The following is a 22,640-nucleotide window of genomic DNA, read 5'->3' on the forward strand; positions in this document are numbered from 1 at the left end:
ATAATGCCAAAACGTACTGACATTAAAAGTGTTCTAATTCTAGGTGCTGGTCCGATTGTTATCGGTCAAGCATGTGAGTTTGATTACTCTGGTGCTCAAGCTTGTAAAGCACTTCGCGAAGAAGGCTACCGAGTTATTCTTGTAAACTCGAACCCAGCGACAATCATGACTGACCCAGACATGGCTGATGCGACTTACATCGAACCTATCCAATGGGAAGTGGTTCGTAACATCATCGCTAAAGAGAAGCCAGATGCAGTTCTACCGACAATGGGCGGCCAAACTGCACTTAACTGTGCGTTAGATTTAGAAAAATACGGCGTACTTGAAGAGTTCGGCGTAGAGATGATTGGCGCAACTGCTGACGCTATCGATAAAGCTGAAGACCGCTCTCGTTTTGATAAAGCAATGAAATCGATTGGTCTTGAGTGTCCAACAGCTGATACAGCGAAAACGATGGAAGAAGCTTACAAAGTTCAAGAAATGGTTGGTTTCCCTTGTATCATTCGTCCGTCGTTTACGATGGGTGGTACAGGCGGTGGTATCGCTTATAACAAAGAAGAATTTGAAGAAATCTGTCGTCGTGGTTTGGACCTATCTCCAACCAACGAACTTCTTATCGATGAATCACTTATCGGTTGGAAAGAGTACGAGATGGAAGTGGTTCGCGACAAGAACGACAACTGCATCATCGTATGTGCGATTGAAAACTTTGACCCAATGGGTATTCACACTGGTGACTCGATCACAGTAGCTCCGGCTCAAACGCTAACAGACAAAGAATACCAACTAATGCGTAACGCATCTCTAGCAGTACTGCGTGAGATTGGTGTTGAAACCGGTGGTTCAAACGTACAGTTTGGTATCAACCCGAAAGATGGCCGTATGGTTATCATCGAGATGAATCCACGTGTATCTCGTTCTTCTGCACTTGCTTCTAAAGCAACAGGTTTCCCAATCGCTAAGATTGCAGCGAAACTGGCTGTTGGCTTTACGCTAGACGAGCTAATGAATGACATCACTGGCGGCGCAACGCCAGCATCATTCGAACCAACAATCGACTACGTAGTAACTAAGATTCCTCGTTTTAACTTCGAGAAGTTTGCAGGTGCTAACGACCGTCTAACGACTCAAATGAAGTCGGTTGGTGAAGTTATGGCTATCGGCCGTAACCAACAAGAATCTCTACAGAAAGCACTTCGCGGTCTAGAAGTTGGCGCAACTGGTTTCGACGAAATGGTCGACCTAGATGCACCTGACGCTCTAACGACGATTCGCCATGAACTTAAAGAAGCTGGTTCTGACCGTATTTGGTACATCGCAGATGCTTTCCGTGCTGGTATGTCAGTTGATGGTGTATTCAACCTAACGCAAATTGACCGCTGGTTCCTAGTTCAAATCGAAGACATCGTAAAACTAGAGCAAGAACTTAAAGCGAAAGGCTTTGCTGGTCTGAATAAAGACGAGCTAATGAAGCTTAAGCGTAAAGGTTTTGCTGATGCTCGCCTGTCTAAGATTCTAGGTGTGGCAGAAAGTGAAATTCGTCGTCTACGTGACCAATACGATATTCACCCAGTCTATAAGCGTGTAGATACATGTGCGGCTGAGTTCTCTTCTGATACGGCTTACATGTACTCATCTTACGATGACGAATGTGAATCGAACCCAACAGACAAAGAGAAAATCATGATCTTAGGCGGCGGTCCAAACCGTATCGGCCAAGGTATTGAATTCGATTACTGTTGTGTACACGCATCTTTAGCACTACGTGAAGATGGCTACGAAACAATCATGGTTAACTGTAACCCTGAGACCGTTTCGACAGACTACGATACGTCTGACCGTCTGTACTTCGAACCAGTAACTCTGGAAGACGTACTAGCAATCGTTCGTGTTGAGAAGCCAAAAGGCGTTATCGTTCAGTACGGTGGTCAAACACCACTGAAACTGGCTCGTGAGCTTGAAGCTGCTGGCGTACCAATCATTGGTACTAGCCCAGACGCAATCGACCGTGCCGAAGACCGTGAGCGTTTCCAAGTTGCTGTTGACCGTCTTGGTCTTCTACAACCAGAAAACGCGACAGTAACAACAATGGAGCAAGCGGTAGAGAAATCTCGCGAAATCGGCTTCCCATTGGTTGTTCGTCCTTCTTATGTTCTTGGTGGTCGTGCGATGGAAATCGTATACGACGAGCAAGACTTACGTCGCTACTTTAACGAAGCAGTAAGTGTTTCAAACGAATCTCCAGTACTGCTTGATAGCTTCCTAGATGATGCAATTGAAGTCGACGTTGATGCGATTTGTGACGGTGAGCGCGTTGTTATTGCGGGTATCATGGAGCATATCGAACAAGCGGGTGTTCACTCAGGTGACTCAGCATGTTCTCTTCCTGCTTACACGCTAAGCCAAGAAATCCAAGACGTAATGCGTGAGCAAGTTGAAAAGCTAGCGTTCGAGTTGGGTGTTCGTGGTCTAATGAATACGCAGTTTGCTGTTAAGAACAACGAAGTGTACCTAATCGAGGTTAACCCTCGTGCAGCACGTACAGTACCGTTCGTATCGAAAGCAACAGGCGCAGCAGTCGCTAAGATTGCAGCTCGTGTTATGGCGGGTCAATCGCTAGAGTCTCAAGGCTTTACGAAAGAAATCATCCCACCATACTACTCAGTGAAAGAAGTTGTTCTTCCGTTCAACAAATTCCCTGGTGTTGACCCACTATTAGGCCCAGAAATGCGCTCTACTGGTGAAGTTATGGGTGTTGGTGCAACGTTTGCTGAAGCATACTCTAAAGCTGAATTAGGTTGTGGCAACATCTACCCAGAAGGCGGCCGTGCACTTCTTTCTGTTCGCGAAGGCGACAAAGAGCGTGTTGTTGACCTAGCATCTAAGCTATCTAAGCTTGGCTACCAGCTAGACGCAACACACGGTACTGCAGTTATCCTTGGCGAAGCGGGTATCAACCCACGTCTAGTAAACAAGGTACACGAAGGTCGTCCTCATATTCTTGACCGTATCAAGAACAATGAGTACACGTACATCGTGAACACTGCGGCTGGCCGTCAAGCGATTGAAGATTCTAAAGTTCTTCGTCGTGGCGCACTGGCTGAGAAAGTGAACTACACGACGACGCTAAATGCTGCATTTGCGACTTGTATGGCGCACACTGCAGACGCGAAAACGTCAGTAACTTCAGTTCAAGAACTGCACGCACAGGTTAAAGCTTCTCTAGCTTAATTGACTAACGTGTATCGCTGTTAAGCGGATATAAATGCTCAAAGCCCACTCTTCGGAGTGGGCTTTTTTATGCCTGTCATCTGGTGAAAGTCTGGTAATGGCTAAATGATGAAAATTTGGAATAGGTTACAATCTTGTGTTTCGTTGTTGATTGTTTGCTCACGGTGGTAAGTTGTCGCTACACGAGAATTTAAGGCGTTGGGTATATGGAAATCACTCTAGAAATATTGGCTATCTTGTTTGTAGTTGCAACGGCGGCAGGCTTTATTGATGCAATGGCTGGCGGCGGTGGATTATTGACTCTACCAGCATTGCTAGCGGCTGGAGTACCACCAACGCAGGCACTGGCAACCAACAAACTTCAAAGTTCTTTTGGCAGCTTCTCCGCTAGTTGGTATTTCGTACGCAATGGTATCGTGAACATAAAAGAGATGCGTCTTGCCATTCTCTGTACCTTTATCGGTTCTGCGATTGGTGCTGAGTTAGTGCAGCATATTGATGCGAGCTTATTGACGAGCATGATCCCCTTACTGCTTATCGCCATCTCTCTCTATTTCCTATTAGCACCCCAAACTAGAGCGTCTGAAGGTAAGCAAAAGATCTCTGAAGCCGTGTTTGCTTTGTGTATTGGTGGCGGTGTTGGTTTCTATGATGGCTTCTTTGGCCCAGGAACGGGTTCTATTTTCACCGTCTGTTTTGTCGCTATCGGCCATTTCTCTTTAGTGGATGCAACGGCACGTACTAAGGTTCTTAATTTCACTTCGAATATCGCAGCTTTAATCTTCTTTATTTTGGCTGGTTTGCCAATTTGGGAATTAGGCTTAGTGATGGCGGTTGGTGGCTTTATGGGCGCTCAGCTTGGCGCTAAAGTCGTGATGACAAAAGGGCAGAAATGGATTCGCCCCCTTGTAATCGTGATGTCTATGTTAATGGCGTCTAAACTGCTTTGGGAACAGCATCAACAATGGATTCTATCAGTATTTTAACTCGTGGAGACTGATAGCTGTTCGGCCTTACACAGATATGAATCGGTCGAATCAATCCCTTCAATTCGGCAAAACTAAACAGGTATTGAGGCTCAATATTGAGTGTTTTTACGATAGAGAGCGGGATCAACGCTGGCCCTGTCCCACCCAGCGCTAACTGGGCTGCTGCCGTGTAAGCATCCATCTCCATCAAGGGTTTGATGCCGAACTTTTCAAGCACAGATAACTGATACGAGTTTGCCGGATTGGTCATGTCGTTAGTGATAACCATTGGAGGAAGCTCCGTTAATGGCGACTTACTCACTATGTAAAACGGCTCATCAAACAGGTGGAATGTCATTAACCCATGATGCGGTGGCAGTAAACCAGCACACAACCCTAAGGTCGCCTTGCCAGATTGCACTCTCTCTATGATTCTTGGGGTATGGTTCGTGGTAATGGTGATGTATTTATCTTGTTGGATAAATTGGCCCATCATCTCACCTAGATAACCCGCGATCAGCGACTTAGAGCTATCTAAGGTGATGAGAGTGGTATCTTCCAACTCTTGTTGCTCATAGATAAGCCCTCTAAGTTCATTGAATGCAGGGCCTATACTCTCGATGAGCGCGATCGCGTCCGGCGTCAGTTTGATTTGTCGGCCACTCGGCTCTATGAGTTTCTTACCTAACTTCTTTTCTAAATTTGCAATCCGTTTGCTGACCGCTGATTGGCTGATATAAAGCAAACTGCCGGTGCGGCTCATGGTCTTTGCTTTGCTCAGCACCAATAGAGTTTCGATTCCTTCGAGTAGCATTTAGTGATATTCATGAAAGTTGGGAATGATTGAACCAAGTTACCTTAAACACCATTCATTCTCTAGTCTGAGCTTATAGATATCAGACAAGCTAGGATTTTTGACGTTAGCTCGTTAATTAGGAAATTAGCTAGTTAGATTTTCTTAACTAGACTCGCAATGCGTTGACCAAAATAGAAAGCGGTTTTTAGATCATTACTGTTAATGTGATTATTGGTGCTCTCAGCCGTTTGATCATTACTGGCGACTAAACCAATACTTGAACCTGTGCGATTCAAACCTAGGTCATCAATATGCTTTGAGATATCAAGCCCTGCCCAAATCATGCCATGCTGACAAGCCAGGGTGAAAAAGCTTAGCAAGGTTTGTTGCTGCTCACCGTTAAGGCTACCACCAGTAGTGAAACCTGCAGCGAGCTTATTTCGCCATGCTTTCTTACAGTAGGTATCACTGCTCGCATCCATAAAGCTCTTAAATTGAGCTGCTGGTGATCCCATGTAGGTTGGCGCGCCAAAGATAATCGCATCACAATTGTCTAATGCGCTGAGCTTATCGTCATTGTCATATCTTCCTTCGACTATTTCAGAAGAGAGCACCTCGATGAGCAGTGCTGAGTTAGATTGTTGAGTGTTAATGCCTTCTGCGATTGTCTCAGCGACTTGCTTAGTCGCTCCATTCTTAGAGAAGAAAACAATGCCCACTTTATTGATACTCATTTTGAACTCCTTATTGGCAGACTATATTAGTAAATAAAATAATTTATAAAGATATTTATTTACTAATATAGCCTGTTAACTAGGTAAGTAAACAAAAAGAATTACTAACTCATAAGCTAAGAGCTAAGAGCTAAGAGCTAAGAGCTAAGAGCTAAGAGCTATGAACTAACAAGCTAACTAAATTGAGTGTCAGGAAAAAAGGGGGATCTTTGAAAGGGGAAATTGAGGGGATAAGTAATTTGAAAGCGAATTAAAAAAGGCCCCTTTGCGGAGCCTCTTAGTCATCGTTCTATCTATTTGATAGCGAAGGTTGGCAATGACAAGTGCCAGCGAATAGCGCCAAGCCTAATCAATAGTGTTGTGAACACACCGGCTAAAAATGCGGTTTCTGAATCGTGCCCCATGAGAATCGCCATGGTATGGAAAGCACCACCAATGATACAAGCCGTAGCGTAGACTTCACTTCTTAAGATCATCGGCACTTCACGGGCAAGCACGTCACGGATAATACCGCCACCACAGCCTGTGATAACACCCATGATAATAGCCACTAATGCCGAGTCTTGATAATTCAGCGCTTTCTCAACACCAATGCCAACAAATACGGCTAAGCCGATCGCATCACATACTGGCAGGATCCACCAAGCCAGACGCTTTGGACGTCTTACTATAATCATGGTCAGCAAACAGGTGGTGATGATGACCCAAAGGTAGGTGGTATCGGTGATCCAAAACACGGGAGTTGCACCCAGTGCCATGTCACGAATCGTACCGCCGCCAATCGCGGTTACGCTACCTAAAACGGCGACACCAAAGGGATCCATTTTAAGACGGCCCGCGACAAATACGCCTGAGACAGCAAAAATGGCAGTGCCAAATAAATCGATAATATAAAGCAGCATGGAGTCCATGATACTGGTGCTCTTATAGTTAAAATTGTAGGGACAGGTCGGTGGCGAATTGTACGAAAAAACGCAGCAAATAGTTAGTGATTTTGCCTAGCTCTATCGAAGAAATCGCATACTTGTTGGATCGCTTTCAAAGTTCTTGTCGTCGGGCGATTAATCCAGTCAGAGTTGAGTGACCAAATCTGATTTTGAGCGACTGCTGGGATCTCGTCCTCCCAAGTTTGCCACATGGTTCCATTCTCAATGGCATGCTGAGAAGTGAAGATCACTTGCGGTTTCCTTAATACAACTTGTTCAATACCAACTTGCGGATAAGGGGAAGCACTGTCTTCGAAAATATTCTGGCCGCCACAAAATTCAAACACCTCACTTGGCCAGTGCCCTTGAGCGACGGAGATGATCGGCTTTTCACTTAGCTGGTAAAAATAATTTACGGGCTCGGCGTTTTTATATTTTAGCCTTAACGCGTTGAGTTGTTCTCTGTATTTTTGGGCATTGTTCTCGCCGATACTAGGGTCAGCGGAATATTGGCTGAGTTGATCAATATTGGTCGCGATGCTGTCTAAGCTTTTGGTTCTTGAGTAGTAAATATTGAAACCAAATTGCTCTAGCTTTGCGAGTTCTCTGGGTGGGTTACCAGCAGGCCACGCGAGAATGAGATCAGGTTGAAGCGCGATGATTTTCTCAACCTTGATACCTTGATAGTTCGCTACTTTTTCAAGCTTATCGGCTTGTGGTGGGTAATCACTTCTCTCACTTACCGCAACAAGATTGTCGCCCAAACCTGCGCTATACGCGAGTTCAGTAGCATGAGGAGCAAGGCTTACTACGCGTTGAGCGGGCTGTACTTTTTCTGGAGCCAGTGATGTTTCTTCTGCAAATGATAAAGGTAGCCATAAGCTGGAAGACAAAAGAGTAAGGCTTGTAACAAGTGCTGAACGTTTCACTCTAAATCCCTTGGTGAACAAATAGTAAGATTAGGCTTTGTAAAAATATCCAGATAGCGATGCGGCCAAATAATAGCTTCTGAACCTGAGATAAATGCAGGGCTGATGGGGCTATTCTGCCGCCTAATTTTGCACGAATGGCTTTGGTATTGTCGTAAATCGCAGGGCCGCCCAATGACAGCTCAAGCTTGTTACCTACAGCGGTGATTAACCATGCCGGGCCGGGCAGTGGCCAAGATGAGCTTTGGACCAACATCATTTTAAATGTGTGTGTGGCTTTATCACCACATACGATCATCAAAGCAAACAGACGCATCGGTATGAATTCGAGGATAGCGACTATCTTGATAGCCGTTGAGCCGAACGGAGCAAATCGCTTGCGACTTGGCGACCAAGCTCGAGCTAACTCGACAACAAGGCGATACATTAAAGCCGCAATTCCACCACCAATGGCGTACCAGAATAAAACACATACCACATTGCGAGCGTAACCCATGATGATGGTTTCAGCAGCGGCTTTGCCAAGCCCAAGTGATGAAAGTGATTCGGTTTGACGATTTACAACCGGAGCCAGTAACTGACGAGCGGCAGCTTTATCTTCTCGACCAAGCGCTTTGATCAGCTGATTTGCTAGCTTTTCATTATTGCGCCAATCAATCGCCAGTAATAACAGCGCTAATTCAAACAGTTGAGATTGCCAAACCAGTGGTTGCAGTGCCAATAGAATTATCAGAGTCGGCAGTACCATTACGCCCCAGGCTAATGTGCCCGAGATTAAGCTTTGGGAATAGTTTTGGTTGTTATTAACCTTGCTTGCTAAAAGCTCAGCAAACTTATGCCATAAGGTCGTAGGGTGTGCGGCATGGGGGATAGGTAAAATCAAATGAAAAAGCAGTGCTCCCCACATTACAAGGAGCACGCCATTTGCAAATACCTGATCAAACAGTGTTTGCATGTCTAGTCGCTTACTTTAGTAGGGCAACCATCTTGATAACCATCTCAGAAGAGCTTTGTGCTGCTAGTGGCAGGAACTCTTCGAAGCTCATTGGTGATTCTTTGTCTGCAACGTCAGAGATTGCACGAACGACCACGAATGGTACTTGGAATTGGTGACAAGCTTGAGCGATAGCAGATGCTTCCATCTCTACAGCAACGACAGATGGGAAGTGCTTGCGGATGAACGCTTGGCGTTCTGCTGTGCAAACAAATGCGTCGCCAGTACAGATAAGACCGCGAACAGCGTGCTTATCTTCCATTTGTGCTAGTGCTTGTTCAGCAACAGCCATCAGTTTGTCGTCCGCTTTGAACGCTGCAGGTTGACCTGCCATTTGGCCGATTTCGTAACCGAAAGCTGTAACATCTGCATCGTGGTGACGAACTTCAGTTGAGATAACCACATCGCCAAGGTTCAGTGTTGAATCAAAACCGCCAGCAGAGCCCGTGTTCAGTACTACGTCTGGCTGGTATTCGCTTAGTAAGATTGAAGTACCCACTGCAGCGGCTACTTTACCAATGCCTGATTGAAGCAAAACAACGTCAACACCATTTATCTGACCAGAGAAAAAGGTACAACCGCCTTTATTAACTTCAGTAATGTCTGAAATTGCTGCCTTTAGGATCGCAACTTCTTGCTCCATTGCGCCAATGATGCCGATTTTCATGTGTAGTCTCTTAATAAATAATATTTAAACAGTAGAGCGAAATTGTAGCATGGATAAGAAGTGTCGAGCGACTGCCCAGAGGCACTTCTCATCCGAATAGCAGCGATTTATCTGCGTATTCTTTTATCTATTTGATCAGGCCTTCGCTTTTTAAGCTAGCGCGAAGTTGTTCAGCACGCTTTCGGTTTACGCCAAAATCAGAGTGACCAGTACGAGACTCTGAACGCACGATCAGTTTGCCATCAGTGATCTTAAGTTCTAAGTCATCGACAAAGCGCATGATGCGAGAAGTGCATTCAACACGCAGGTAATCTTCTGTTTTACTCGCGGTTTTCGATCCCGGTAAGGTTAGCGCAACCTGCTCAATGGCATCTAAGTTTGCTGAATCTGATAACTCAAACGCGGCCAATGTATGTTGTTCACGGTCATCTTGAGTTGATACGCAGTTTGGTTTGTCTCCACAAGGTGATGAAGTTCTGTCTTTCATGTCCGTGATTCCTTGGCTACAAGCGGTTAAAGTCAAAAGAGATAGAGAAAGGAGAGCGGCTTTTTTCATAGTGTTTCCTATGGCGTTGTTTTAATTGTAGTTATAGGTATTGGCTTGTTTGCGATTGTTTACGTATTTTCGATATGCTTGTGATAAACGTATCTAATTCAAAAAAGGATCCATCATTGGATCCTTTTTTTATAGTAACGAGCTGAGTAATAAAGGAAACCTTAGATTAGTCACACTTCTAGGTAATCCAATATTCCTTCCGCTGCTTTACGGCCTTCGTCGATAGCGGTCACGACTAAGTCAGATCCTCGAACCGCATCACCACCTGCAAAGATCTTACTGTTGGTGGTTTGGTATTGAAATTCTTGTTTACCGGGAGCCTTGATGCGACCCCATTGGTCGAGCTCTACACCGAATGGTTCTAGCCACTCCATTGCATGAGGTTGGAAACCAAATGCCATGATAACGGCGTCTGCTTCAAGAACATGCTCACTGCCTTCTACAGGTTCCGGACGACGACGACCTGCGTCATCGGGTTCACCTAGCGCCGTTTTCACCACTTTGACGCCAGTAACATGACCAGATGAATCGGTTTCCAATGCTAATGGCTGAAGGTTGAACATGAACTTCACGCCTTCTTCTTTTGCATTCTTCACTTCACGGCGAGAGCCTGGCATATTCGCTTCATCTCGACGATAAGCACAAACAACATTCGCAGCGTGCTGACGAATAGACGTTCGAACACAGTCCATCGCAGTATCACCACCACCAAGCACGACCACTTTTTTGCCTTTCATGTCGATGAATGGCGTTGGATTATCCAGCTCCATGACCTTGTAGGTATTGGAAACAAGGAAGGGTAGAGCATCATAAACGCCCGGTGCTTCTTCGTTGTCTAACCCAGCGCGCATGTTTTTATAAGTACCGACCCCTAAGAAAACAGCATCATAGTCATCGACAAGTTGTTGTAGTTGAACGTCTTTACCGACTTCGGTATTCATCTTAAATTCAACGCCCATCCCACTAAAGATACGGCGACGGTTTTCCATGATGCCTTTCTCGAGTTTGAACGATGGGATACCAAACGTTAGTAGGCCACCGATCTCCGGGTAGCGGTCAAATACCACGGCCTTCACACCGTTTCGAACTAAGATATCAGCTGCAGCAAGACCAGCGGGGCCAGCGCCAATGATCGCGACCTTTTTGTCGGTCCATTCAACGTGAGACATGTCTGGTTTCCAGCCCATCTCAAACGCTTTGTCATTGATGTATTTTTCAATGTTGCCGATGGTTACTGCGCCGAAATCGTCGTTGAGGGTACAAGATCCTTCACATAGACGATCTTGAGGACAAACTCGGCCGCAAACCTCAGGCAAGCTGTTGGTTTGGTGGGACAGCTCAGCCGCTTCGATAATGCGTCCCTCATTGGCAAGTTTGAGCCATTGAGGGATGTAGTTATGGACTGGGCACTTCCATTCACAGTAGGGGTTACCACAGTCTAAACAGCGGTCGGCCTGTGCCTTAGCTTGTTGCTTCGTGAAAGGTTCGTAGATCTCTACAAACTCAATCTTACGTATCTTGATTGGTTTCTTCGCTGGGTCTACGCGATTCACATCAATAAATTGGTATACATTCTGGCTCATGATTGGCTCCTTCCAATTATTGCGCTTGAACACGAAGTTCAGCAGAGCTGCGGCTTTGGTGACCGAGCAAGGTGTTGAGATCCGCCGTCTTCGGCTTCACTAGGTAGAACTTTGGAATCCATTCATCAAAGTTCGCCAGAATAGCTTCAGCGTGTACTGAGCCAGTCTCTTCTAAGTGCTCCGCAATCAGGCCGCGTAGATGTTCTTGGTGGATAAATAGATCAGACAGAGAAAGTGCTTCGACCGATTCGTTGTTTACACGGCCTTGGAAGTCGTCATTCTTGTCCATCACATAAGCGAAACCACCTGTCATACCGGCGCCGAAGTTCACTCCAGTTGCGCCAAGAATCGCTACAATACCGCCTGTCATGTATTCACAAGCGTTGTCGCCTGCGCCTTCAATCACGGCAACAGTACCTGAGTTACGCACGCCAAATCGCTCGCCCGCAGTACCCGCAGCGAACAGCTTGCCTCCGGTCGCACCATACAAGCAGGTATTGCCGATGATGGTCGCTTCATTACAAGTAAACGCTGTGCCTTGGTGAGGTTTGATAACCACCTTACCGCCCGCCATGCCTTTGCCGACATAGTCATTGGCATCGCCTGTCAGATACAGCTCTACGCCTCCGGCGTTCCAAACCGCAAAGGATTGGCCTGCTGTACCATCGAGATACAACTTAATTGGTGAGCCAGCCATACCTTGGTTACCGTAACGTTTGGCAATTTCACCAGAGATACGAGCGCCAATCGAGCGATCGGTGTTGATTACGTTGTAGTAAAGGCTGGTGGATTGACGTTTCTCAATCGCATCAATGGCATCATCAAGTATCTGTTGGTTGAGCTGAGCTTTATCAAATGGTGCGTTTGGCTCGGTCCAAAACAGTGGGTGACCTTCTGGAGATACCGGAGCTTCGAGTATTGAAGAGAGATCAAGTTTGCTCTGTTTCGCTGTGAGGCCTTGAACGGCTTCAAGGAGATCCGTGCGACCAATCAGGTCTGTCAGTTTTTCTACGCCAAGCTCCGCAAGGTATTGGCGAACTTCATCAGCTAAGCCAGTAAAGTAGTTCACTACCATGTCTGGCAGGCCTTTGAAGTATTCACGGCGTAGTGTTTCATCTTGAGTCGCAACGCCCGTTGCACAGTTGTTTAGGTGACAAATTCGTAAGAACTTACAACCCATCGCGACCATTGGTGCAGTGCCGAAACCAAAGCTTTCAGCACCGAGAATCGCGCCCTTGATAACATCGAGTCCGGTTTTTAAACCACCATCGACTTGCAAGCGGATCTTATGGCGTAGGCCGTTTGCGACTAGTGCTTGTTGAGTCTCCGCTAAGCCAAGCTCCCAAGGACAACCTGCGTATTTCACTGAAGTCAGCGGGCTTGCCGCGGTACCACCGTCGTAACCGGAGATCGTAATTAAGTCGGCATAGGCTTTCGCCACACCAGTAGCAATGGTGCCCACACCCGGTTCCGATACTAACTTCACTGAAACCAAGGCTTTAGGGTTCACTTGCTTAAGGTCGAAAATAAGCTGCGCCAGATCCTCGATAGAATAAATATCGTGGTGCGGAGGAGGGGAGATCAGTGTTACCCCTTGAACTGAGTATCTCAGTTTGGCGATTTCTGCGGTGACTTTATGCCCTGGCAGTTGGCCACCTTCGCCCGGCTTCGCACCTTGTGCGACTTTGATTTGCAAAACATCCGCATTGGTTAAGTAATGTGGCGTCACACCAAAACGACCGGAAGCTATCTGCTTGATTCGAGAATTACGATCAGTACCAAAGCGTCGTGGATCTTCACCACCTTCACCAGAGTTGGAGTAGCCTCCTAATCGATTCATCGCCATGGCCAGTGCTTCATGAGCTTCAGGGCTTAAGGCACCAATCGACATCGCTGCAGAGTCGAAGCGCTTAAAGAGATCGCTACTCGGCTCGACTTGTTCTAGTGGCAGAGGTTGATCGGCTTTTTTGAGGCTCATTAAGTCGCGCAGCATAGCAGCAGGACGAGCATTAACTTGCTTCGCAAAAGATTGGTAGTCGGATGTTTCACCTGTCTTTACGGCGGTTTGCAAGGTACTGACTACATCTGGGTTGTACGCGTGGTATTCGCCGCCATGTACGTATTTGAGTAAGCCACCATGTTCCAGTGGTTTACGTTTAGTCCATGCTTTACGAGATAGGTTATAGATATCTTGTTGGAAGTCGCTAAAGCTAGCGCCTTGGATACGAGTCGTTACACCTCGGAAACACAAGTCAACGACATCGGTATGCAAACCGACCGCCTCAAATAACTGCGAGCAGCGATAAGAAGCAATCGTCGAGATACCCATCTTCGACATGATCTTATACAGACCTTTGTTGATGCCGTTTTGGTAATTTTGCAATGCAGTGCGATAGTCTTTATTTAATGAACCGTCGTCCAGCATTTTGCCCAATGCTTCATAAGCGAGATATGGATAAACTGCGGTTGCACCGAAGCCAAGCAGAACTGCAAATTGGTGCGGGTCACGTGCGGTTGCAGTCTCAACCACGATGTTAGCATCACAACGTAGGTTGTTGTCAGCAAGTCTGGTTTGCACCGCACCGACAGCCATCGCTGCTGGAACCGGCAGCTTGCCTTTCTCTAAGTGCTTGTCTGAAAGTACAATCAAAACAGCACCATCACGGACCTCTTGCACCGCACGATCACACAAGTCATTAATGGCTTGTTCGAGATCTTTATCAGCAGGATCATAATGCATGCTAAGAATCGCGTGGCCATAGTGTTTTTGATTTAACTGCAGAAGTTGCTGCATGTCAGAGTAGACCAGAACGGGCGAATTAAATGTCACACGATAGGCGTGACCGTCGGTTTCGCAGAACACGTTCATCTCTTGGCCGATACTGGTGGCTAAAGACATAACATGCTTTTCACGCAGTGGGTCAATCGGTGGGTTGGTGACCTGTGCAAACATTTGACGGAAATAGTCAGTGACGAGACGCTCTTTCGAAGAGAGCACAGCCATCGGCGTATCATCGCCCATCGAGCCTACTGCCTCTTGTCCCATATCACCAAGCACACGCAGTACTTGGTCCGACTCTTCGTTGCTCATCGCAAACTGTTTTTGGTAGGTCTTGAGCGTGTCATCGTCAAAGCTGCGCTTACCGACTTGCTCATCGGGCAGATCGGAAAACGGTGTGAGTTTGTGAACGTTCTTTTCCATCCACTCTTTATAAGGGTGGCGACCTTTAAGGTCATTGTCGATCTCGTTAGATTGCCACAGTTTACCGCGGCGTGTATCTATGACGAGTAGTTCACCTGGGCCGACACGCCCTTTCTCTGCCACTTCGTCTGGCGCGTAATTCCAGATGCCCACTTCAGAGGCCAGTGTGATCAGGTTGTCTTTGGTAATCACATAACGCGCAGGGCGTAAGCCGTTTCTATCTAGGTTACACGCAGCGTAACGACCATCAGAAAGGACGATACCTGCAGGGCCATCCCACGGTTCCATGTGCTTGGAGTTGAAGTCGTAGAATGCACGCAGATCGGGATCCATGTCTGGGTGGTTTTGCCAAGCGGGCGGCACGAGCATACGCATCGCTCGGAATACATCCATACCACCGGCAAGGAACAGGTCGAGCATGTTATCTAGGCTTGATGAATCTGAGCCTGTCTCATTCACAAAGGGTGCGGCCGTTTGTAAATCGGGCAGCAGTGGTGAAGAGAATTTATAGGCACGAGCTTTAGCCCACTGACGGTTACCTTCGATGGTATTGATCTCACCATTGTGCGCCAAATAGCGGAATGGCTGAGCCAGTGGCCAACGCGGCTGAGTATTGGTAGAGAAGCGCTGGTGGAACAGGCATATCGCCGATTCCATACGTAAGTCAGCAAGATCGAGGTAAAATCGCGGAAGATCGGCCGGCATACAAAGACCTTTGTAAACCATGACTTGTGTCGAAAGGCTACAAATATAGAAATCTTTGTCTTCGGTGATCTGCTTTTCAATTCGACGACGAGCGATGTAAAGGCGTCGTTCAATATCGCGTTCACGCCACCCCGCAGGTGCTGAGATAAACACTTGCTGAATATTAGGAACGGAATCTTTTGCGATTGGGCCTAATACGTCGGTGTTGGTCGGCACGACACGCCAACCTGCAACGGTTAACGTTTCTTGAGCGAGTTCTTTATTGACGATGTCTTGCGCGGATTGCGCTTTGATTGGGTCTTGGCTGAAGAAAATCATGCCGACAGCGTATTGCTTGCCGAGCTTGAAGTTATTCTCTTCTGCAATAATTCTGAGATAAGAGTCTGGCTTCTGTAGCAATAAGCCACAGCCATCTCCTGTTTTACCATCCGCAGCAATACCACCACGGTGTGTCATGCGATCGAGGGCTGAAATAGCAGTTCGTACCAACTTATGACTCGGTTGGCCTTCCATTTGCGCTATTAAACCAAATCCACAGTTGTCTTTTTCAAGACTAGGATCATATAGAGCCATTGCAATTCTCCCTTTTGCTTCTCTGTCATCCAGACAGTAAATGACTAACTATTCATATACTTGTTATTTTTTATAAGCTTATAGTTTGTCTTTAGCTAGTTAAAACGTTATTGGTTGTGTTAACAAAACCGATTGGTTTTATTTTCACCAGCTTTACAACGTATAGCTAATTGTGTTTAAGGTCAAGTTCATGGTTAATTATCATGCGTAAACGCGATTAACCACGTAATAATCTAAAATAGTAGAGTGATATCAAAGGGATATAAAAGGTAGGTGTTAATGGGATTTAACATGTGCAACGAAGGGAATGTCGCAGGAGCCGTAAGGCAGATAGAAAAAAGGCTAGCATCGAGTGCTAGCCAAACATAAAAGTTAGGAAGGGTGTTGCTTTTCCTCTAGGCTAACGTCATCGACGCTAGCCCGAGAAATATTATGCGGAAAGCATGAGTGAATCTGCTTTCGCTTCTAAGTTTGAGTTACCCATTAAGAAGTCATCAATGGCAATTGCACATTCACGACCTTCATTAATACAACGTACAACCAGAGATTGGCCAGTACGCATATCACCAGCCGCGAAAACGCCTTTCTGGTTTGTCGCAAAACCTTCAGAAGCGACGTTACCGCGCTCGTCCAGTTTAATGTCTAGTTGAGCAAGCACGCCTGTTGGCTCTGGGTGTAAGAAGCCCATTGCAAGGAATGCCATGTCACATGGAATAACACGTTCAGAGTTCGCTACTTCATCAAAACCTGGACGTTCGCCTGGTTTTGCGTCTTGCCAAACGATGTCAGCGATACGTAGACCCGTTACTTGACCTTGATCGTCGCTAATGAACTCTTTGGTTAAGATGTTCCAATGACGTTCACAACCTTCTTCGTGAGAAGTGGTGGTTTTCATGATCATTGGGTATTGAGGCCAAGGCATATTTGCAGGGCGTTTCTCTGGTGGGATCGGCATGATCTCAACCTGAGTAATGCTTGCTGCTTTATGACGGTTTGATGTGCCTACACAGTCAGAGCCCGTATCACCACCACCGATAACCACAATGTGCTTATCTTTAGCGTGAAGCTCTTCTGTTTTTAGGTCTAAGTCGTTGGCACGGCGGTTGTTTTGACCAAGGAATTCCATGGCAAAGTGAACGCCTTTCAGCTCACGACCTGGGATTGGCAAGTCACGTGGAACCGTAGAACCACCTGTTAGCAATACCACATCAAACTCTTGGCGTAGCTGTTGAGCATTAACATCAACACCGATGTGTTGGTTCACTTTAAACTCAACGCCAGCTTCAGCCATTAGGTTGATCTTACGATCAATTACGTCCATACCCAGTTTGAAATCTGGGATACCGAAGCGAAGTAGACCACCCACTTTCTCGTCACGTTCAAATACCGTTACCGAGTGACCTGCACTGTTTAGCTGTTCAGCTGCGGCTAAGCCTGCTGGGCCTGAACCGATAACTGCGACAGTTTTCCCTGTGCGAGAGCGTGGTGTTTTAGGCTTTGCGTACCCTTCACGGTACGCAGTTTCTACAATCGTTTTCTCGATATTACAGATAGTGATTGGGTCTTGGTTGATGCCAAGAACACAGGCACTTTCACAAGGAGCAGGACAAACACGACCTGTAAACTCAGGGAAGTTATTGGTAGAGCTAAGAATGTTCCAAGCCTCTTCCCAGCTGTCGCGGTAAACAGCGTCATTGAATTCTGGGATGATGTTACCAATCGGACAGCCGTTGTGACAGAAAGGTACGCCACAGTCCATACAACGAGATGCTTGAGTATTGATCTTTTCACCAAACTCTTCGTTAAGTACGAACTCTTTGTTGTCTTCAATTCGAACTGACGGGTCGAGCTTCTTTGGAAGCTCACGACCGTGTTCTAAAAATCCAGTAGGCTTACCCATTATACTGCCTCCACTTCTTCCGTTTGTGCCTGTTGTGCTTCAGCTTTACGCTTTTGAAGAACCGCTTTGTAGTCGCGTGGCATTACTTTAACTAGCGATGCAACACTTGCTTCAAAGTTGTCTAGGAAAGACTGAGCAACTTCACTTCCTGTGAATTCAACATGCTTAGTTAGCATATCCAGTAGAAGATCTTTATCTTCTTGTTCAATTGGATCTAGGTCTACAAGTTCTGCGTTGAGCTTGGTCTCGAAGTCACCCGCTTTATCCCAAACATAAGCGACACCGCCACTCATACCTGCAGCAAAGTTGCGACCCGTTGAACCAAGGATAATTGCCGCACCACCAGTCATGTATTCACAACCGTGGTCACCAACACCCTCAACAACAACCTTCGCGCCAGAGTTACGAACACAGAAACGTTCGCCAGCCATACCGCGAATGAAAGACTCACCAGAGGTTGCACCGTAGAAACATACGTTACCAACCACGATGTTATCTTCAGCAACGATAGTAGATCTTGCATCTGGGTACAGTACCAACGTACCGCCAGACAGACCTTTACCCCAGTAATCGTTCGCGTCGCCTTCTACTTCGAACTTAACGCCTTTCGCAAGGAACGCACCGAAAGATTGACCTGCACTACCGTGGAACTTAACGTTCATTGGCTGTGGTAAACCTTGGTCTTTGTAAACCTTCGAGATTTCGTTCGACAGCATCGTGCCTGCTGAACGGTCCGTGTTGATGATAGGGAACTGAGCGGTAACCGCTTCACCTTTCTCAAGCGCTGGGATTGCAGCCTGAATCAACTTACGGTCTAGAACGTCTTCAAGATTATGATTCTGTGTTGTCTGGTTGTAGATACCATCTTCTGCACGAGCCTGCTCAATGTGCAGTACCGGTGTTAGATCTAGGTTCTTGTACTTCCAGTGACCGATGTCATCACGAACTTTAAGTTTGTGCGATTGACCTACCATCTCATCAATAGAGCGGAAGCCAAGTTCAGCCATTACTTCACGTAGACCTTCAGCCATGTATTGGAAGAACGTTACTACGTCTTCTACGCGGCCGTCGAAACGCTCACGAAGAGTTTTGTTCTGTGTTGCGATACCAACAGGACATGTATTCTTGTGACACTTACGCATCATGATACAGCCTTCAACAACTAGAGCGGCTGTTGCTACGCCCCATTCTTCAGCACCAAGTAACGTTGCGACTGCAAGGTCACGTGGTGTTTTCATCTGACCATCAGACTGAACAACGATACGGTTACGTAGGCCGTTTTTCAGTAGTGTTTGGTGCGTTTCCGCTAGACCTAATTCCCAAGGCAGACCGGTGTGACGGATAGAAGACATCGGAGATGCACCCGTACCACCATCAAAACCTGCGATAAGTACCACGTCAGCTTTCGCTTTCGCTACACCCGATGCAATCGTACCTACGCCAGCTTCCGATACTAGTTTCACGTTTACACGGCCGTTACGGTTCGCGTTTTTCAGATCGTAGATCAGCTGAGCCAAATCTTCGATTGAGTAGATATCGTGATGTGGCGGTGGAGAGATAAGACCTACGCCCGGAGTCGAGTGACGCGTTGCGCCGATCCAGTCATCAACCTTATCACCAGGTAGTTGACCACCTTCGCCAGGTTTCGCACCTTGAGCCATCTTGATTTGCAGCTCATCAGCGTTAGATAGGTAGTAAGACGTTACACCAAAGCGACCAGAAGCCACCTGTTTGATTGCTGAACGTTCCCAGTCGCCATTTTCTTTACGCTCGAAACGTGCTGGGTCTTCACCACCTTCACCTGAGTTCGACTTCGCGCCAATGCGGTTCATTGCAACAGCGAGTGTTGAGTGAGCCTCATGCGAGATTGAACCGAAGCTCATTGCGCCTGTTGCGAAACGCTTAAGGATTTTCTCAATAGGTTCTACTTCCGCTAGAGGAATAGAGCCTGCTGGGTTCTTGATGAAATCAAGTTGGCTACGTAGTGTTGCTGCGTTGTCGCCTTGAGCATCAACGGCGTTCGCGTACTTCTTGAATTGACCGTAATCTTTGTTACGCGTCGATTCTTGAAGTAGAGAAATTGTTTCTGGGTTGAATAAGTGCTTCTCACCACGTTGTTTCCACTGGTAAACACCGCCAACATCAAGAACTTGAGCTGGGATTTCACGAGCAGGGTAACCAACACGGTGACGAACTAATACTTCTCGTGCGATATCGTCGATCGTTAGACCTTGGATACGAGAAACAGTACCAGTGAAGTATTTTTCAACCACTGATTTGCTAACACCAAGTGCTTCAAAGATTTGAGCGCCGTGGTAAGACTGCAGCGTAGAGATACCCATCTTCGAGAAGATCTTCAGTAGACCGCCGTTAACACCCTTACGGTAGTTATCGAATAACTCACGTGGATGAACGTTTGGATCTAGCTTCTTAGTACGTTGAAGTTCAACAATCGTTTCGATAACTAGGTATGGGTTAACTGCGTTTGCACCGTAACCGATCAAGGTTGCAAAGTGGTGTGTCTCACGCGCGTCACCCGTTTCAACAACGATGTCACACTTAGCACGTAGCCCTTTACGGATTAGATGGTGGTGAACTGCGCCAACCGCCAGCATTGCTGGGATAGCTGCGTGGTTTGAGTTAACCGCACGGTCAGTTAGTAGGATGATAGAGTAGCCATCAATAACCGCATCTTCCGCATATTGGCAGATCCGTTTAAGTGCGCGCTCTAACTTACCTTGGTCTCCGTTTGCTTGGAATACGATATCCAGCGTCTTCGATTGAAGGTGCTCATTATCGATTGCACGCAGTTTCTCTAACTCTGAGTTAGAAAGAACTGGAGACTCAAGTTCCACTTTTTGACAGTGTTCAGGCGTTTCAGCAAGTAGGTTCTGATCTTTACCTAGGTAAGTGTTCAGAGACATAACCATACGCTCACGAATCGGGTCGATCGGCGGGTTAGTTACTTGTGCAAACAACTGCTTAAAGTAGTTTGAAAGGTGCTGCGATTGATGAGAAAGAATCGCTAGCGGCCAGTCAGCACCCATTGCAGAAAGTGGCTCGTAGCCTGTTTTTGCAAGAGGGAGAATGATTTCGTTTACTTCTTCAGAGCTCACACCAAACGATTGTTGTTTGTGTAGCAGTTTCTCTGGAGAAGGTTGGTTAAATTCGTTGCTCGCATCCGGTAGCTTTTTCAAGCTCAGAAGGTTCTCTTCAACCCATTTTTCGTAGGGTTGCGATTTAGCGATACCGTCTTTCACTTCTTCATCAGAAATGATGCGACCTTGCTCAAGGTCAGCAACGAAGATACGACCAGGCTGTAGACGACCACGATATTCAACGTTTTCAGGTGCGATCTCAACAACACCAGACTCAGACGCCATCACTAGGAAGTCGTCTTTAGTTACTGTGTAGCGAGAAGGACGCAGACCGTTACGGTCAAGAGTTGCACCAACTTGAACACCATCGGTGAAACATACTGACGCTGGGCCATCCCATGGTTCCATTACGTTCGCGTGGTACTGGTAGAACGCACGACGAGTTGGATCCATGTTTTTGTTTTCTTGCCATGCTTCCGGGATCATCATCATCAACGCATGTGGCAGAGTACGACCTGAAAGAACAAGTAGCTCAAGCGCCATATCGAAGTTTGATGAGTCTGAGCTACCTTCTTGACAGATAGGAAGCAGCATGTCGATTTCAGCTTGTGTAAACAGATCCGATTCTAGGATTGCTTCACGTGCTTTCATCCAGTTCAGGTTGCCGCGAACCGTATTGATTTCGCCATTATGCGCGATGTAACGGAAAGGCTGAGCTAGACGCCAACGAGGGAATGTATTGGTAGAAAAGCGAGAGTGTACGAGTGCTAGAGCTGTCACCATAGTTGGGTTTTGCAGATCTAGGAAGTACTGAGGAACTTGTTCAGTTGTTAGCTGACCTTTGTACACCAATGTCTTGTAAGACATAGAGTTGATGTAGAAGTCATCACCGATATTTGAAACGCTTTCTAGGCATACACGAACCGTGTAGTTACGTAGAACATACAGTTTACGCTCAAGCTCTTCTGGTGTGATACCAGGGCCGCCAGAAATAAATACGTGTTCAAATTGAGGTTCAGTGCTTAATGGGTCAGCACCAATCATTGAATTGTCAGTTGGAAGTTCACGGTAGCCGATAACTTCTAACTCAAGGCGTTGTGCATTGCGTTCTAGAATGTCACGACACTGTGCACGTTTGTATTCATCTTTAGGGAAAAGTACAACACCAACACCATATTTTTCAAAAGATGGCAGTTTAATTCCAAGCTTTACGGCTTCTTCTAGTAAGAATTCGTGCGGCTTCTGTAGCAGGATACCTGCACCATCACCAGAACACGGATCGCAGCCTTGGCCGCCACGGTGTTCCATACGTGCAAGCATATCGAGTGCTTGAGTTACTACATCATGAGATTTGCGATTCTTTAGATGCGCAACAAAACCGATACCACAAGCGTCATGCTCCAATTCAGGAGTATACAGACCCTGTGAGTTCTGCTCTTGATCTACCATAGATACATCCTTCCAGTTAAATCTAGGCGCAACTTATTTGTATTAAGTTAGCCTTGTCCTTTTATATTTATGGGTCTAAACCTGCCTATGCTGGCGGTTTGAATCCTTTCCGTATCTCGCAGGAAAAGTATTGCGAGAAAAACAATCCTTAGTGATATCCGTTTATTTTTAGCCACAAACTAGTGGTTTATATAGGTGGGATATGGGTATCACCGACTTATTGGCAAGTTTTAGATGTAAGTAAATACTCAAAAATAGCCAATATGTGTAAGTATCCTACAATTTTGTCTAGGCGAATTGCAATGAAAGTTGGTCCATGTAGACCA

13 protein-coding genes are annotated in these 22,640 nt (G+C 46.5%); 2 read left to right on the plus strand and 11 right to left on the minus strand.

Annotation, left to right across the window (positions count from 1 at the left end; genetic code table 11):
* The first annotated feature begins 3 nt into the window (after positions 1 to 3).
* Together carB and AC3CID_RS02270 are read left to right on the plus strand one after the other, a co-directional pair.
* Positions 4 to 3,234, plus strand: a complete 3,231-nt coding sequence (gene carB, locus AC3CID_RS02265) for a carbamoyl-phosphate synthase large subunit (RefSeq protein WP_017077692.1) — start codon at positions 4 to 6, stop codon at positions 3,232 to 3,234.
* Between the two features lie 206 nt (positions 3,235 to 3,440).
* The gene (locus AC3CID_RS02270) at positions 3,441 to 4,220 is read left to right on the plus strand and encodes a TSUP family transporter (protein ID WP_488526897.1); all 780 of its coding nucleotides are present in this window, start codon (positions 3,441 to 3,443) and stop codon (positions 4,218 to 4,220) included.
* Here the strand turns inward: AC3CID_RS02270 and AC3CID_RS02275 are convergent.
* From AC3CID_RS02275 to gltB (AC3CID_RS02325), 11 genes are all read right to left on the minus strand, one after another.
* Positions 4,171 to 5,016 carry a LysR family transcriptional regulator gene (locus AC3CID_RS02275; RefSeq protein ID WP_017080246.1) on the minus strand — a complete coding sequence of 282 codons (846 nt, stop codon included), beginning with the start codon at positions 5,014 to 5,016 and terminating at the stop codon, positions 4,171 to 4,173. The genes AC3CID_RS02270 and AC3CID_RS02275 overlap by 50 nt on opposite strands.
* Positions 5,017 to 5,150: 134 nt before the next feature.
* Positions 5,151 to 5,732 (minus strand): flavodoxin family protein, encoded by a 582-nt coding sequence (locus AC3CID_RS02280; RefSeq protein ID WP_488526898.1) that lies wholly within the window; start codon positions 5,730 to 5,732, stop codon positions 5,151 to 5,153.
* 293 nt (positions 5,733 to 6,025) lie between these two features.
* Positions 6,026 to 6,643, minus strand: a complete 618-nt coding sequence (locus tag AC3CID_RS02285; protein WP_004734978.1) for a TRIC cation channel family protein — start codon at positions 6,641 to 6,643, stop codon at positions 6,026 to 6,028.
* 74 nt (positions 6,644 to 6,717) lie between these two features.
* A complete protein-coding gene (btuF, locus tag AC3CID_RS02290; protein WP_488526899.1) occupies positions 6,718 to 7,587 on the minus strand; it encodes a vitamin B12 ABC transporter substrate-binding protein BtuF in 870 nt (289 codons plus the stop codon).
* 1 nt (position 7,588) lies between these two features.
* Positions 7,589 to 8,542 carry a cobalamin biosynthesis family protein gene (locus tag AC3CID_RS02295; RefSeq protein ID WP_488526900.1) on the minus strand — a complete coding sequence of 318 codons (954 nt, stop codon included), beginning with the start codon at positions 8,540 to 8,542 and terminating at the stop codon, positions 7,589 to 7,591.
* A gap of 10 nt (positions 8,543 to 8,552) precedes the next feature.
* On the minus strand, positions 8,553 to 9,248 hold the full coding sequence (gene mtnN / locus AC3CID_RS02300) for a 5'-methylthioadenosine/S-adenosylhomocysteine nucleosidase (RefSeq protein ID WP_017077698.1): 696 nt from the start codon (positions 9,246 to 9,248) through the stop codon (positions 8,553 to 8,555).
* 127 nt (positions 9,249 to 9,375) lie between these two features.
* Entirely contained in the window at positions 9,376 to 9,804 is a 429-nt protein-coding gene (locus AC3CID_RS02305; protein ID WP_065207238.1) for a DUF1499 domain-containing protein, read from the minus strand.
* A 170-nt stretch (positions 9,805 to 9,974) separates the two neighbouring features.
* Entirely contained in the window at positions 9,975 to 11,387 is a 1,413-nt protein-coding gene (locus AC3CID_RS02310) for an FAD-dependent oxidoreductase (protein ID WP_004734983.1), read from the minus strand.
* Between the two features lie 16 nt (positions 11,388 to 11,403).
* Positions 11,404 to 15,867, minus strand: a complete 4,464-nt coding sequence (gene gltB, locus AC3CID_RS02315) for a glutamate synthase large subunit (protein WP_488526901.1) — start codon at positions 15,865 to 15,867, stop codon at positions 11,404 to 11,406.
* 430 nt (positions 15,868 to 16,297) lie between these two features.
* Positions 16,298 to 17,767, minus strand: a complete 1,470-nt coding sequence (locus AC3CID_RS02320) for a glutamate synthase subunit beta (RefSeq protein ID WP_004734985.1) — start codon at positions 17,765 to 17,767, stop codon at positions 16,298 to 16,300.
* Positions 17,767 to 22,314, minus strand: coding sequence for a glutamate synthase large subunit (gene gltB, locus AC3CID_RS02325; protein ID WP_004734986.1), 4,548 nt, complete (start codon positions 22,312 to 22,314; stop codon positions 17,767 to 17,769). The genes AC3CID_RS02320 and gltB (AC3CID_RS02325) overlap by 1 nt, the downstream gene beginning before the upstream one ends.
* Positions 22,315 to 22,640 lie beyond the last annotated feature (326 nt).

This window comes from Vibrio sp. QJM3NY_21 (assembly GCF_057785975.1).

Coding starts and splice junctions, on each gene's coding strand:
- carB (WP_017077692.1), top strand. CDS start 4: ATGCCAAAACGTACTGACATTAAAAGTGTTCTAATTCTAGGTGCTGGT.
- AC3CID_RS02280 (WP_488526898.1), bottom strand. CDS start 5,732: ATGAGTATCAATAAAGTGGGCATTGTTTTCTTCTCTAAGAATGGAGCG.
- AC3CID_RS02270 (WP_488526897.1), top strand. CDS start 3,441: ATGGAAATCACTCTAGAAATATTGGCTATCTTGTTTGTAGTTGCAACG.
- AC3CID_RS02305 (WP_065207238.1), bottom strand. CDS start 9,804: ATGAAAAAAGCCGCTCTCCTTTCTCTATCTCTTTTGACTTTAACCGCT.
- AC3CID_RS02285 (WP_004734978.1), bottom strand. CDS start 6,643: ATGGACTCCATGCTGCTTTATATTATCGATTTATTTGGCACTGCCATT.
- gltB (WP_004734986.1), bottom strand. CDS start 22,314: ATGGTAGATCAAGAGCAGAACTCACAGGGTCTGTATACTCCTGAATTG.
- mtnN (WP_017077698.1), bottom strand. CDS start 9,248: ATGAAAATCGGCATCATTGGCGCAATGGAGCAAGAAGTTGCGATCCTA.
- AC3CID_RS02275 (WP_017080246.1), bottom strand. CDS start 5,016: ATGCTACTCGAAGGAATCGAAACTCTATTGGTGCTGAGCAAAGCAAAG.
- AC3CID_RS02310 (WP_004734983.1), bottom strand. CDS start 11,387: ATGAGCCAGAATGTATACCAATTTATTGATGTGAATCGCGTAGACCCA.
- AC3CID_RS02295 (WP_488526900.1), bottom strand. CDS start 8,542: ATGCAAACACTGTTTGATCAGGTATTTGCAAATGGCGTGCTCCTTGTA.
- gltB (WP_488526901.1), bottom strand. CDS start 15,867: ATGGCTCTATATGATCCTAGTCTTGAAAAAGACAACTGTGGATTTGGT.
- AC3CID_RS02320 (WP_004734985.1), bottom strand. CDS start 17,767: ATGGGTAAGCCTACTGGATTTTTAGAACACGGTCGTGAGCTTCCAAAG.